Origin of the sequence: Dechloromonas hankyongensis (genome assembly GCF_022012295.1) — a bacterium.
Classification (GTDB): Bacteria; Pseudomonadota; Gammaproteobacteria; order Burkholderiales; family Rhodocyclaceae; genus Azonexus; species Azonexus hankyongensis.
Window position 1 is genome coordinate 1,397,522 of the sequence record NZ_JAKLTN010000001.1, and the last position, 13,223, is coordinate 1,410,744.

Genomic DNA, 13,223 nt, shown 5'->3' on the forward strand with positions numbered 1-13,223 from the left:
GGTATAGGCATCTGCCACATCTGTCGCAAAAGGAGACCGATCATGAAAACTCTCCGAGCTGTTCTGCTCGGCCTGGCCCTGTCGGCCGGGCTATTGTCCGCCGCACACGCGCATGGCCCGAACGTCGGCATCAGTGTCCAAGCGGGTTACCCCGCCTACTATGCCCCGCCGCCGGCCGTTTATTACGCCCCGCCACGGGTAGTCTATGCGCCGCCGCCACCGCCGGTTTACGTCCCGCGCGTCGTCGTTCCGTCCTATGGCTATAGCGGCTATTACTACGATGAGGGACCGCGCTACGGCTGGCGCGAGCATCATCATCGGCACCATGGCGAACATCGCCACTGGCGCTGAGCGGCCCGATCGCAGAGCTTCCCTGATTTTCCGAACATGACCGGCCGCCTGGCGTAGCGCCCAGGCGGCCCTTGTCGTTGTTGATGCCTCAGCCGCCCAGCACCGCCTGCCACAGCCCGCGCACGGCGGTGATGTGCGCTTCGACCTCGTCGCGCGGAATCGGCGCCTTGGGCGTGGTGGATAGACGCTTGGCATGCTGCAGGCGGCGGTATTCGCGGTAGGCATTGCCGGCCGCCTTGCCCTGCGCCGGATCGATCAGCCCCAGTTCGCCGGCAATGCGCAAGAGAGCGATATTGCCGAGATTGCCGGTCAGTTCGGCGTGGTGGTGGGCATAGCCGAGAATGAGGTACTGGACGATGAATTCGACGTCGATGATGCCGCCCGGGTCGTGTTTCAGCGCGAAGTCGGTGGCGCTGTTAAGGGCGTGCGCGTCATACATTTTCTGCCGCATGGCGACCACTTCGTCGCGCAGCGTCGCCAGGTCGCGCGGCTGGCGCAGGATTTCAATGCGGATTTCCTCGAAGCGGCGGCCGACCGCGGGGTCGCCTGCACAGAAGCGGGCGCGGGTCAGGGCCTGATGTTCCCACACCCAGGCGTTCTTCAGCTGGTAGTCGCGGAAGGCATCGACCGACACGGCGAGCAGGCCGGAGTCGCCGTTGGGGCGCAGGCGCAGGTCGGTCTCGAACAGGATGCCGGCCGGCGTCTGGCTCGACAGCCAGGTGCTCAGCCGCTGGCTCAGCCGGGTGTAATGCTCGGCGGCTTCCTGGTCATCGTCGTCGTACAGGTAGACCAGGTCGAGGTCGGACGCGTAGCCGAGTTCCTTGCCGCCCATCTTGCCGTAGCCGATGACGGCGAATTTCGGGCTGGTGCAGTGCCGCTTCTTAATGGTCTGCCAGCACAGCGGCAGGGTTTCCTGGACGATGGTGTCGGCCAGTTCGGTCAGGTGGTCGGACAGCCGCTCGATGGTCTGCAGACCGGCCAGGTCCTGCGCCAGCAGCCGGAAGACCTGGGCGTGATGCACTTCGCGCAGGATGTCCATTTCGCGCTCGGTGTCGCCGGCGTGCTGGGCCAGGTTGTCGCGCAGGCTTTCGCGGAAGCCGGTCCAGTCGGTGGCGATTTCGTAAAGGCGCGGGTCGAGCAGCTCGTCGAGGAGCAGCGGATAGCGGTTCAGATAGTCGGCCGCCCAGTTCGACGCGCACATCATGTCGGCGACCCGGCGCAGGGCCATCGGATATTGCTGCAGCAGGGCCAGATAGGCGCCGCGCCGGGCAATGCCTTCGAGGAAGCTCAGGCCGCGCACCAGGGTGATGTCAGGATCGCTCGTTGCGCCGGCGGCCTCGATCAGGCGCGGGCCGACGGCATCGAGCCGCGCACGGTTGGCCGCCGGCAATTGCTGGTAGCGGTTGGACGCGCGCAGGTCGGTCAGGCGGGCGATGGCCTCGGCGGGGTGGCGGAAACCGAGATTGCCCAGGCTTTCGATGGCGGTGTCCGGGTCGGTCTGGCCGAGCCACAGGCCGATCAGGGGGTGTTCGCCGGCTTCCGGGTCGGAAAACACTGCCTCGAAATGCCGGCTGACGATTTCGCGATGCTTGCCAAGCACGGCCTGCAGGGCGTTCCAGTCGGCAAAGCCCATGCTCAGGGCGATCTTCTCGCGCTCCGCCGGCGTGTCGGGCAGCATGTGCGTCTGCTTGTCCTCGACGTACTGCAGGCGATGTTCCAGCCGGCGCAGGAAAACGTAAGCATCGTGCAGTTCACGCTCGGTGTCGGCCGGGATCAGCTTGCGCTCAGCGAGCAGGGCGAGGACGGCGAGGGTAGGGCGGATCTGCAGGGCGGGGTCGCGCCCGCCGCGGATGAGCTGGAAGACCTGGGCCATGAACTCGATTTCGCGGATGCCGCCCGGACCCAGCTTGATGTGGTCGGCCATGTCCTTGCGCGCCACTTCGCGGCGGATCTGCGCGTGCAGGTCGCGCATGGCGTTGATGGCGCCGAAATCGAGATACTTGCGGAAGACAAAGGGGCGGGCGATCTTCTGCATCGCGGTGACCCATTCCGGCTGCAGGTTTGCGCCGGCGTTCATGGCGCGCCCCTTGATCCAGGCGTAGCGCTCCCATTCGCGGCCCTGGGTGATGAAGTAGTTTTCCAGCGCGTCGAGCGAGCAGACCAGCGGGCCGGAATCGCCGTTCGGGCGCAGGCGCATGTCGACCCGGAAAACCTGGCCGTCGGCCGTCAGGTCACCGAGGGCGCCAATCAGCCGTTTGCCGAGCCGGTTGAAGAAATCGTAATTCTCGATGCTCTTTTTCGGGCCGGCGGTATCGCCTTCTTCCGGGTAGATGAAGATGTAATCGACGTCGGACGACACGTTCAGCTCGCGGCCGCCAAGCTTGCCCATGCCGATAACCAGCAGGCGCTGTGGGCGGCTCTGGCTGTCGAGCGGCTCGCCGTAGCTGTCGGCGAGCTGCCGATGATAGTAGTCGAGTGCGAAGTTGGTGGTGACGTCGGCGAGCAGGGTCATGCTCTCCACGATTTCGGCCAGCGGCGCCTGGCCGCACAGGTCGCGCAGCACGAGATGCGCCATCGCCCGGTGGCGCAGGCAGCGCAGCGCAGAGCGCAGCGCATCGTCGTCGGTGAAATCGCGGCGCAGCGGCACCATCAGCAATTCCTCGCTCAGCGGCTGCTGCCACGTCGCTGCCAGTTCGGGAATGAGCTCGGGGCGCGCATAGAGCAGATTGCTCAGGTAGCGGCTGTGGTCGAGGGCGGCTTGCCAGCGGGGATCGGGCAGTGTGTCCATGATGATGTTCGGGCGGCGCGCAGGCCGAAAAGGATAGAATGCAGGTTTTGGCGAATTGCTGATTGTAGTGAGCTATAACCCCCAAAGGCAAAACGGATCCGCCGGTGAATGAGCCGTTGAGCCGCCGTTCCGGTGTCATATCGCCGGATACTCGTGCTGCGGTCTATCACCGTCTGCACTGGCTGTGGCCTGTCCTGGCCAAGCCCGCGGTCGCCCGCGGCCTGCGCTGGGGCGGCTGGCTGCTGTTCGTCGGCTGGTTGCTGTTCACCGCCTTGGTCCTTGGCCTGCGCTATGCGGTGCTGCCCAAGGTCGCCGACTACCGCGCCCAGATCGAACAAGCGGCCAGCAAGGCGGTCGGCCAGCCGGTCAGCATCGGCCGCATCGAGGCGCGCTGGGAGGGGCTGAATCCGGATCTGGTGCTCGACGACGTGGTGGTCGCCGACCGCCAGGGCATGCCGGCCTTTTCGCTGTCCCGTGTCGAAGGCGTGCTGTCCTGGCAGAGCCTGCTGCGTATGCGTCCGACCCTGGCACTGCTCGCTTTCGACGGGCCGGTCCTCCACGTTCGCCGCGAAACCACCGGCAAGCTCACCGTCGCTGGCATGGATACCGAAGGCGAGAGCGACCCGGCCTTCGCCGAGTGGGTGCTCGAACAGAAGCGCATCCGTATCCGCGACGCCACCATCGTCTGGGATGACCGCCTGCGCAACGCGCCGCCGCTGGTTCTCGAAGACCTGCAGTTCGCGCTCGACAACAGCGGTCGGCGCCATCTCTTCGGCCTGTCGGCAGCACCGCCGGACAAGCTGGCGGCGCGGGTGGACATCCGCGGCGAGGTCAAGGGCGACCTAGGCGATGCATTGGAACACCTGACCGGCAAGATCTTCGTCGAGCTGGACTATGCCGACCTCGCCGGCTGGCGGGCGTGGTTCGATTATCCGGTGCTGCTGCCGCAAGGACGGGGCGCCCTGCGCGTGTGGGGCGACCTCGACGATGGCGCCGGCAAGCTGACGGCCGATGTGGCGCTCGAGGAACTGCGCATCCGCCTCGGGCGCAAATTGCCCGAACTCGACCTGGCCAGCATGCGCGGCCGTCTGGAAGGGCGCTACAAGGCCGACGAATGGGCGCTGGCCGGGCACAAGGTCGAATTGCTGACCCAGGATGGCGTGCGTGTCGCGCCCACCGACTTCAAGCTGGAATGGCGCCAGAATCCGCAAACTGCCGTCGTCCAGGGCAATGCCAGCGCCAGTTTTCTCGATCTGGCAGTGCTCGCCAAGCTCGCCGCGTACATGCCGCTCGATCCGAAGAGCCGGGAATTGCTCGACAAGCACAAGCCGCAAGGGCGTATCGCCGAATTGCGGGCGGGATGGACGCTGGATGGCGAAACGCTGCAGCGCTACAGCCTGAAGGCCGGCTTCCATGAACTCGGGCTCGAGCCAGGCGGCTATTTCCCCGGCGCCGAGGGGCTGTCCGGCACGGTCGATGTGAACGAGAAGAGCGGCGACCTGGTCGTCGATTCGGGCAAGTCAGCGCTCTCCCTGCCGGCCATTTTCCCCGAGCCGCATATTGCGCTGACCGCCCTGAAGGCCAAGGCAAGCTGGAAAAACACGGCCGGGGCCACCGATATCCGCCTCGACAAGCTGGAATTCGCCGGGCCGGATGCGGCCGGATCGGCGCAGGGTGTCTATCGCTATACCGGCGACGGGCCGGGGGAAATCGACCTGACTGCCAAGGTTGACCGGGCCGAGGCGACCGCCGTCTGGCGCTACATGCCGCATGTCGTCAATGCCGAGGCGCGCGCCTGGATCAGGCGTGGCATCGTCGCCGGGCACGGCTACGACGGCAAGCTGATTCTCAAAGGCAAGCTGCAGGACTTCCCCTTCCGCGACGGCAAGGGCGGCAAGTTCCTGGTTACCGCCAGGGCGGCCGACGCCAAGGTCGATTACGTGCCGGGCTGGCCGGCCATCGACGGCATTGCGGCCGACATGAGTTTTGACACTGGTATGCGCATCGTCGCCAGCAAGGGGCGCATCCTCGGCGCCAGCCTGTCCGGCGTGCATGTCCAGATTCCGGATTTCGAGTCGCACGAGGAAATGCTGCTGGTGCGCGGCCTGGCTCAGGGGCCGACCAGCGAATTCCTGCGTTTCATCGAGCAGAGCCCGATCGCCGAGACCATCGACCATTTCACCAACGGCATGAAGGCCGCCGGCAACGGCAGCCTGAATCTGGAACTCGATATTCCCTTGCGCCACGCGCAGGATACCAAGATGCGCGGCGATTACCGCTTCCAGAACAACCAGCTGCAGCCACTGGCCGGCCTGCCGCCGCTGACCCAGGTCAATGGCCGCCTACAACTGACCGAGAACAGCGCGACGGCCCAGGACATCGCCGGCCGGGTGTTCGGCGGGCCGCTCAAGGTGCAGGTCCGCAGCGTCGGCGACAAGGTAGCGGTACAGGCCGCCGGGACGGCGCAGATCAAGGAGGTGAGCGGTTACTTCGGCTGGCCGCTGATCAACCACCTGACCGGCAGTGCCGGATGGAAGGCCGACATCGCCATCCGCAAGCGCAATGCCGAGGTGGTGGTCGAGTCGGACCTGGTCGGCGTCAGTTCGCCCTTGCCTGAGCCCTTGAACAAGACGTCGACCATGGCGCTGCCGCTGCGCATCGAACGGACCAATCCGGACGCCCTGCGCGAGCAGTACCGGATCACGCTGGGCAAGGTCGGCCAGGGCATTGTCGTCCGCCGGGGGGAGAACTGGGAGCGCGGTGTGTTCGCCGTCGGCGACGCCGAACCCCGCTTGCCGGACAAGGGCCTGGCGGTCCGCGTGGCGGCGCCGCGCATCGATGCCGACCTGTGGAAAAACTATCTGCCGGACGGCGCCACCGGCGGGGGCGGCGGAGGGGGGGATCAGGGCGGACTGGCACTCAGCCTCGTCACGTTGAAAACCCCGTCGCTGCGTGTTTTCGAGCGTGATTTCAGCAATGTCGACACGACGCTGCGGCCGCGCGACAACGGCTGGCAGATCGGCCTCAATACGCGCGAAGCGGTCGGCGACGTATTCTGGAAGAGCGCCGGCGAAGGCTGGGTCGAGGGCAATTTCAAGCGCCTGCTGCTACGCCCGGCGGCGGAAGTGAGCGAAGGCAGCACGACGCTGATCAATACGCTGCCCGGCATGAGCCTGTCGGTGGACGACCTGCACATCGGCGACAAGGCGCTGGGCAAGCTGGAGTTGAAGGCACGCAACGACAGGGGGGCGTGGAACCTTGATACGCTCAATTTGCAGAACCCGGATGGCGCCTTGAAGGGCAAGGGGGTGTGGATCAACAATGGCCGCCACCAGACCCGGCTCGACTTCGAATTGACGGCCAAGGATGTCGGCAAGCTGCTCGACCGCCTGGGCTACGCCGACGCGGTACGCCGCGGCACAGCCAAATTGACCGGCGACCTGCAATGGAGCGGTCCGCTGACCGGCATCCACTACCCGACGCTGACCGGCCGCTTGGCCGTCGAGGCCGAGAAAGGCCAGTTCAACAAGCTGGAGCCCGGGGTCGGCAAACTGCTCGGCCTGATCTCGCTGCAATCGCTGCCGCGCCGCCTGACCCTGGATTTCCGCGACATCTTCAGCGATGGCCTGGCTTTCGACAGTATCGACGGCAAATTCTCGATCACCAAGGGGGTCATGCGCACCATCGAACCCTTGCGCATCAAGGGGCCAGCCGCGCGCATCGAAATGCAGGGCGAAACCGACCTCAAGGCCGAAACGCAGAATCTGCAGGTCGTCGTCCGCCCGGAAATCGGCAACGTCGCCGCCGTCGGCGCGGTGCTGGTCAATCCGGTGGTCGGCGCGGCGGCGCTGCTGGCCAACACGGTGATGCCGAACAATCCCATCAACCGCTTGTTCAGCTACCGCTATCATGTCACCGGAACGTGGGCCGATCCCAAGGTGGACAAGGCCGGCGAGTCGGCGCAGGAAGTGAAACCGAAGAGCGAAGAGGAAGACAAGCCGTGAGCAAGCAGAATTGCCGGATCGCCGCCGTGCAGATGGTCTCCGGGCCGCGTGTGGCGGACAACCTGGAAACGGCGGCACGCCTGGTTGCCGACGCCGTGGCGCAGGGCGCACAACTGGTCGTCCTGCCCGAGTATTTCCCAGTTATCGGCGCCGCCGATGCCGACCGCGTCCGCGCCCGGGAAACCTTCGGCGCCGGGCCGATCCAGGCCTGGCTGGAAGAAACCGCACGTCGGCATGGCATCTGGCTGTTTGCCGGGACCATCCCGCTGGCCGCTTCGACGCCTGACAAGATGCGCAACGCCAGCCTGGTTTTCGATCCGTCCGGCCAGTGCGTGGCGCGCTACGACAAGGTGCACCTGTTCGGTTTCCGCAAGGGCGACGAGGCCTACGATGAAGCCAGTTTCATCGAAGCCGGCGACCAACCGGTTGCCGTCGACACGCCGTTCGGCAAGGTCGCCCTGTCGATCTGCTACGACCTGCGTTTCCCCGAGCTGTACCGGGCGCTGGCGCCGGTCGATCTGATCCTGGTGCCGGCCGCCTTCACCGAAACGACCGGCCGCGCGCACTGGGAAATCCTGCTCCGTGCCCGCGCCATCGAGAACCAATGCTACCTGCTGGCGGTCGGACAGGGAGGGCGGCACGAGAGCGGCCGTGAAACGCACGGCAACAGCATGATCATCGATCCGTGGGGCGAGATTGTCGACCGCAAGGCCAAGGGGCCGGGCGTCGTCATCGCCGATCTCGACCACCACCGCATCGCCGAAATCCGCGAGAGCCTGCCGGCCCTCGCCCATCGCAAACTGTAAGGAAGCTTCATGACCCAACCGACTGCCCTGGCGCAAGCCGAGTCCCTGCTGCTCACCCCCTTTTCGCTGACCGAGGGGGATTTGTCGCGGACCTTCGGACAAATCATGAAAAACCAGGTCGACTATGCCGACCTCTATTTCCAGTATTCCCGTTCCGAGGCCTGGAGCCTGGATGAGGGCATCGTCAAGTCGGGCAGCTTCAACATCGACCAGGGCGTCGGCGTGCGCGCCATTTCCGGCGAGAAGACGGCCTTCGCCTATTCCGACGATATCAGTTCCCAAGCGCTCGGCGATGCGGCCAATGCTGTGCGGGCCATCGCTGCCGCCGGGCATTCAGGCACGCTGCCCGCCTTGCAGGCCATCAAGGCCAGCCGCTCGCTGTACGTGCCGCACGATCCCATCGCCTCGCTGCCGGCCGACGCCAAGGTCAAGCTGCTCGAACGCCTGGAAGGCTACGCCCGGGCCATCGACCCGCGCGTCGTGCAGGTCATGGCCTCGCTGGCCGGCGAATACGAGGTGATCCTGGTTGCCGGCTCGGACGGCCGGCTGGCCGCCGATGTGCGGCCGCTGGTCCGTTGTTCGGTATCGGTCATCGTCGAGGAAAACGGCAAGCGCGAGCAGGGCGGCGCCGGCGGCGGCGGGCGTTTCGACTTCGGCTATTTCGACGACGAAATCCTGCAACGCTACGCCAAGGAGGCCGTGCATCAGGCGGTGGTCAACCTGCATGCCGAACCGGCCCCGGCCGGCCAGATGACGGTCGTCCTCGGTTCCGGCTGGCCGGGCATCCTGCTCCACGAAGCGGTCGGCCACGGCCTGGAAGGTGATTTCAACCGCAAGGGCAGCTCCGCCTTCAGCGGCCGCATCGGCCAGCGCGTGGCGGCCAAGGGCGTCACCGTCATCGACGACGGCACCATCAACGACCGGCGCGGTTCGCTGAATTTCGACGACGAGGGCAACCCGACCCAGCGCAATGTGCTGATCGAGGACGGCATCCTCAAGGGCTACATGCAGGACAGCCTGAACGCCCGCCTGATGGGCGTCGCGCCGACCGGCAACGGGCGCCGCGAATCCTTCGCTCACCTGCCGCTGCCGCGCATGACCAACACCATGATGCTGGCCGGCCAGCATGACCCTCAGGAAATCATCCAGTCGGTCAAGAAGGGCATCTACGCAGCCAATTTCGGCGGTGGCCAGGTCGACATCACCAGCGGCAAGTTCGTTTTCTCGATGAGCGAGGCCTACCTGATCGAGGACGGCAAGGTGACGCGTCCGATCAAGGGCGCCACGCTGATCGGCAACGGTCCGGATGCGCTGACCCGCGTCTCGATGATCGGCAACGACCTGAAGCTCGACCCCGGCGTCGGCACCTGCGGCAAGGACGGCCAGAGCGTGCCGGTCGGCGTCGGCCAGCCAACCTTGCGTATCGATGGACTGACGGTTGGGGGTACTGCATAATTACCACTTCTTTGGTAGGGGTAATGCTCGTGCGGCTATTTCTCATCGCGTCTGGTTTTCTTCTGGCAAGCGCTTCGGCGCTGGCTCAACCATCGGCACAGGAACGTCTGAAAACCATACAGGGCGATCCGGCGGCCATGAAGGCGGCTGCCGAGGCCGGGCGCAAGGCTTCGTTCTTCTGCGCCAACTGCCATGGCGAAACCGGCATCAGCAAGTCGCCGGAAGTGCCCAACCTGGCCGGCCAGAATCCGGCCTACCTGCTTGAACAGATTCGCAAGTTCGGCGCCGGCGAGCGCAAGGACCAGTTCATGGAAGGGCTGATCAAGGTGCTCAAGGATGACGACCGCCTGCAGATCGCCCTGTTCTACGCCAGCGAGCAGGTTCCGCCGGCCAAGGCCGACGTGGCGCAGGCCGCCCGGGGCAAGGAATTGTTCGCCAAGCTGTGCGTGCGCTGCCACGGCGAACAGGCGCGCGGCGGCGAGTTGTATCCGCGCCTCGCCGGCCAGAAACTGCCTTACCTGCAATCGACTATCACTCGCTACCGTGATGGTACGGGCATCCGCAACAACAAGCTGATGACCATCGCCACGGCCCCCCTCAAGAACGAAGACGTGACGGCCGTCGCCAACTATCTGGCCCAGCTGCCCTGATTCAGTTTCGCAGGTAGCGTTGTTGATGCATATCATGGTGGAACGTTTTGCGTAGCCGCTAGTCTTCAGGATCGTCCCTCTTTTTTGCGGAGGTCTTCTTGAAGACTTTTCTGGGTGTTTGCCTCGTTTTTTTTCTCGGTCTGGCCAGTGAAGGCGCGCTCGCTCAAATAAGCGACATCAATGCCGCCATCAATAAGGCGGGGCGCCAGCGCATGCTCTCCCAGCGCATGGCCAAGGCATATTTCCAGATCGGCCAGGAAGTCGATATCGAGCGCAGCAAGAAGGTACTCGACAACTCGGTCGCTGCTTTCGACCGTCAGCTCGTCGAGCTGAAGAACTATGCGCCGACCCCGGAAATCAAGACGACCTACGTCAATCTGGAAAAATCGTGGCTGACCTACAAGGATGTGCTGGTCGGCAAGGCACCGTCGCAGGACGGCGGCCGCAAGGTACTGGCGCTGTCGGATGAAGTGCTGGCCCTCGCCCAGCAAGGCACCGTTCAGCTCGAGAAGCAGTCGTCCTCCACCGCCGGCCGTCTGGTCAACCTGTCGGGGCGCCAGCGCATGCTGGCCCAGCGCATGGCCAAGTTCTACCAGGCGACGGCCTGGGGCGTGGCCGACGCGAGCAGCGCGACCAATCTCGACAAGGCGCGCAAGGAGTTCGCCGAGGCCCTGAAGGAACTGGGTTCGGCCCCGGCCAATACCCAGCAGATCAAGGACACCCTGGAGCTGGTCAAGCAGCAGTGGTTCTTCTTCGAGAACGCGCTCGGCCAGAAAGTCGGGGGCGACAAGCGTCCGCAGACTGCGGTGGCGACGACCAGCGAACGCATCCTGGAAGAAATGGAAGGCGTCGTCGGCCTGTACGAAAAGCTGCCGAAATAATCAGAACAGGCTGAGTTGCCGCGTTGCGCGCGCGTCGCCGGCGGGCGGCGGGACGAAACGCGTGGTATCGAGTTGCGGCCAGTCGTGATTTAGCGCTAGGCGCCGGCAGGCCAGGGCGAAGCGCTGGCGCAGCAGTTCGGCATAATGACCGAGCCCCGTCATCCGGCTGCCAAAATTCGGGTCATTGGCGCGTTGTCCGCGCAGATCGTAGAGCACCGACATGACGCGGGCGGCTTTTTCCGGCGCATGCCAGTTCAGCCAGTCGCGGAAGAGGGGCGCAACTTCGTACGGCAGGCGCAGCACCGTATAGCGCGCACTGCTCGCGCCATGCTCCTTGGCGGCGGCGAGCAGCTTTTCCAGTTCGTGGTCGTTGATGCCGGGAATCAGCGGCGCGATCAGGGCGGTGGCCGGAATGCCGGCCGCCGCCAGTTCGCCCATCGCCTCCAGGCGGGCGTGCGGCGCGCTGGCCCGCGGTTCGAGTTGGCGCGCCAGCGGACCGTCCAGCGTGGTCAGCGAAATGGCCGCATGCGACAGTTTCTGGCCGGCCAGCTCGGCCCACAGGTCGATGTCGCGCACAATCAGCGACGATTTGGTGACGACGCTGACCGGGTGCCGGGTTTCCAGCATCACTTGCAGGATGGCGCGGGTCAGCTTTTCCTTGCGTTCGAACGGCTGGTAGGCATCGGTTGCCGTGCCGAGGGCGATGGTCGAGCAGACGTAGCCCGGTTTGGCCAACTCCTCGCGCAGCAGGCGCGGCGCGTCAGGCTTGGCGAATATCTGCGTTTCGAAATCGAGTCCCGGCGACAGGCCGAGCCAAGCATGCGTTGGGCGGGCGTAGCAATAGATGCAGCCGTGCTCGCAACCGCGATAGGGGTTCAGCGACTGGTCGAAACCGAGATCGGGCGAATCGTTGCGGCTGATGATGCTTTTGGCGCTGTCGACGTGCAGGCGGGTTTGCGGCAGCGACGGTTCGGCCTGTTGCCAGCCGTCATCGACGGCCCGGCGCGTTTCGTTCGTGAAGCGGTGATCGACGTTGCCCACCGCGCCGCGTCCCTTCACGGGGCGGGCATTGATTTCCGGCGAGGGTGCGGGGTCGAAATCATCCATGGACATCCGGTAGAATGACTGGTTTTCAGCAATTTTTGAATGGGTCTGGTCATGACGACGCCGCACAGCACGCAAACGAGCAAGCCGAATACCGACGATGTTCGCATCAAGGAAATCAAGGAACTGGTGCCGCCGGCCCACGTCTTCCGCGAATACCCGGTGTCCAGTCGTGCCGCGCAGACCACCTATACCGCCCGCCAGGCCATCCATCGTGTGCTGCATGGCGCTGACGACCGCCTGCTGGTCGTCATCGGCCCGTGCTCGATCCACGACTACGACCTGGCGATGGATTACGCCAAGAAGCTGGCGAAGGAGGCCGAGCGCTTTGCCGAAGACCTCATCGTCGTCATGCGCGTCTATTTCGAAAAGCCGCGCACCACGGTGGGCTGGAAGGGGCTGATCAACGATCCGCGCCTCGACAACACTTTCCGCATCAACGAAGGCCTGCGCCTGGCGCGCCGCATCCTGCTCGAAGTGAACGAGTTGGACTTGCCGTGTGCTACCGAGTTCCTCGATACCATCACGCCGCAATACACGGCTGACCTGATCGCCTGGGGCGCCATCGGCGCCCGCACCACCGAGTCGCAGGTGCATCGCGAACTGGCCTCCGGGCTGTCCTGCCCGGTCGGGTTCAAGAACGGCACCGACGGCAACATGCGCATCGCCGTCGACGCCATCCGTTCGGCCAATTCGCCGCACCATTTCCTGTCGGTCACCAAGTCCGGTCACACCGCAATCGTGTCCACCATGGGCAACGAGGACTGCCACGTCATCCTGCGCGGCGGCAAGGAGCCGAACTACGATGCACCGAGCGTCGACGCCGCCTGCCAGGAAATCGCCAAGGCCGGCCTCGCCGCCCGCCTGATGGTCGATTTCTCGCACGGCAACAGCCGCAAGCAGTTCAAGCTGCAAATAGAAGTCTGCGACAGCGTCGCCGAGCAGATCGCCGGCGGCGAAGAGCGCATTGTCGGGGTCATGGTCGAGTCGCATCTGGTCGAAGGCCGCCAGGATCTGTCGCCGGACATGCCGCTGGTCTACGGCCAGAGCATCACCGATGCTTGCATCAACTGGGACGACAGCGTCGCAGTCATGGAAAAGCTGGCAGCCGCCGTGCGTGCCCGTCGGGTGGCCGAGGCGGCGGAGTAGTTTCCGCCGCTTGCCGGGCGGCAACTTAATTCCAG

At 65.1% G+C, this 13,223-nt stretch carries 9 protein-coding genes; 7 read left to right on the forward strand and 2 right to left on the reverse strand.

Annotation, left to right across the window (positions count from 1 at the left end; translation table 11 throughout):
- The first annotated feature begins 42 nt into the window (after positions 1–42).
- Positions 43–351: a hypothetical protein gene (locus LZ012_RS06665; RefSeq protein ID WP_275708877.1), complete on the forward strand. Its 309-nt coding sequence runs from the start codon at positions 43–45 to the stop codon at positions 349–351.
- A gap of 88 nt (positions 352–439) precedes the next feature.
- Here the strand turns inward: LZ012_RS06665 and glnE are convergent, their stop codons facing one another.
- Positions 440–3,139, reverse strand: a complete 2,700-nt coding sequence (gene glnE, locus LZ012_RS06670; RefSeq protein WP_275708879.1) for a bifunctional [glutamate--ammonia ligase]-adenylyl-L-tyrosine phosphorylase/[glutamate--ammonia-ligase] adenylyltransferase — start codon at positions 3,137–3,139, stop codon at positions 440–442.
- A 104-nt stretch (positions 3,140–3,243) separates the two neighbouring features.
- Between glnE and LZ012_RS06675 the strand changes: the two genes are divergently transcribed.
- The 5 genes from LZ012_RS06675 (at position 3,244) to LZ012_RS06695 (ending at position 10,935) form a co-directional block, all read left to right on the forward strand.
- Complete coding sequence (locus tag LZ012_RS06675; RefSeq protein WP_275708881.1) at positions 3,244–7,143, forward strand: YhdP family protein; 3,900 nt, start codon at positions 3,244–3,246, stop codon at positions 7,141–7,143.
- On the forward strand, positions 7,140–7,949 hold the full coding sequence (locus tag LZ012_RS06680) for a carbon-nitrogen hydrolase family protein (protein WP_275708883.1): 810 nt from the start codon (positions 7,140–7,142) through the stop codon (positions 7,947–7,949). The genes LZ012_RS06675 and LZ012_RS06680 overlap by 4 nt, the downstream gene beginning before the upstream one ends.
- 9 nt (positions 7,950–7,958) lie before the next feature.
- Positions 7,959–9,404, forward strand: coding sequence for a metalloprotease TldD (gene tldD / locus LZ012_RS06685; protein ID WP_275708885.1), 1,446 nt, complete (start codon positions 7,959–7,961; stop codon positions 9,402–9,404).
- 23 nt (positions 9,405–9,427) lie between these two features.
- Positions 9,428–10,054: a c-type cytochrome gene (locus LZ012_RS06690; RefSeq protein ID WP_275708888.1), complete on the forward strand. Its 627-nt coding sequence runs from the start codon at positions 9,428–9,430 to the stop codon at positions 10,052–10,054.
- 98 nt (positions 10,055–10,152) lie between these two features.
- A complete protein-coding gene (locus LZ012_RS06695) occupies positions 10,153–10,935 on the forward strand; it encodes a type IV pili methyl-accepting chemotaxis transducer N-terminal domain-containing protein (protein WP_275708891.1) in 783 nt (260 codons plus the stop codon).
- Here LZ012_RS06695 and LZ012_RS06700 read toward each other — a convergent pair whose 3' ends face one another.
- On the reverse strand, positions 10,936–12,042 hold the full coding sequence (locus LZ012_RS06700; protein WP_275708893.1) for a PA0069 family radical SAM protein: 1,107 nt from the start codon (positions 12,040–12,042) through the stop codon (positions 10,936–10,938).
- Positions 12,043–12,081: 39 nt separating this feature from the next.
- On the opposite strand from LZ012_RS06700, the gene aroG reads away from it, so the two are divergent.
- The gene (gene aroG / locus LZ012_RS06705; RefSeq protein WP_275708895.1) at positions 12,082–13,188 is read left to right on the forward strand and encodes a 3-deoxy-7-phosphoheptulonate synthase AroG; all 1,107 of its coding nucleotides are present in this window, start codon (positions 12,082–12,084) and stop codon (positions 13,186–13,188) included.
- The last annotated feature ends 35 nt before the right edge of the window (positions 13,189–13,223 follow it).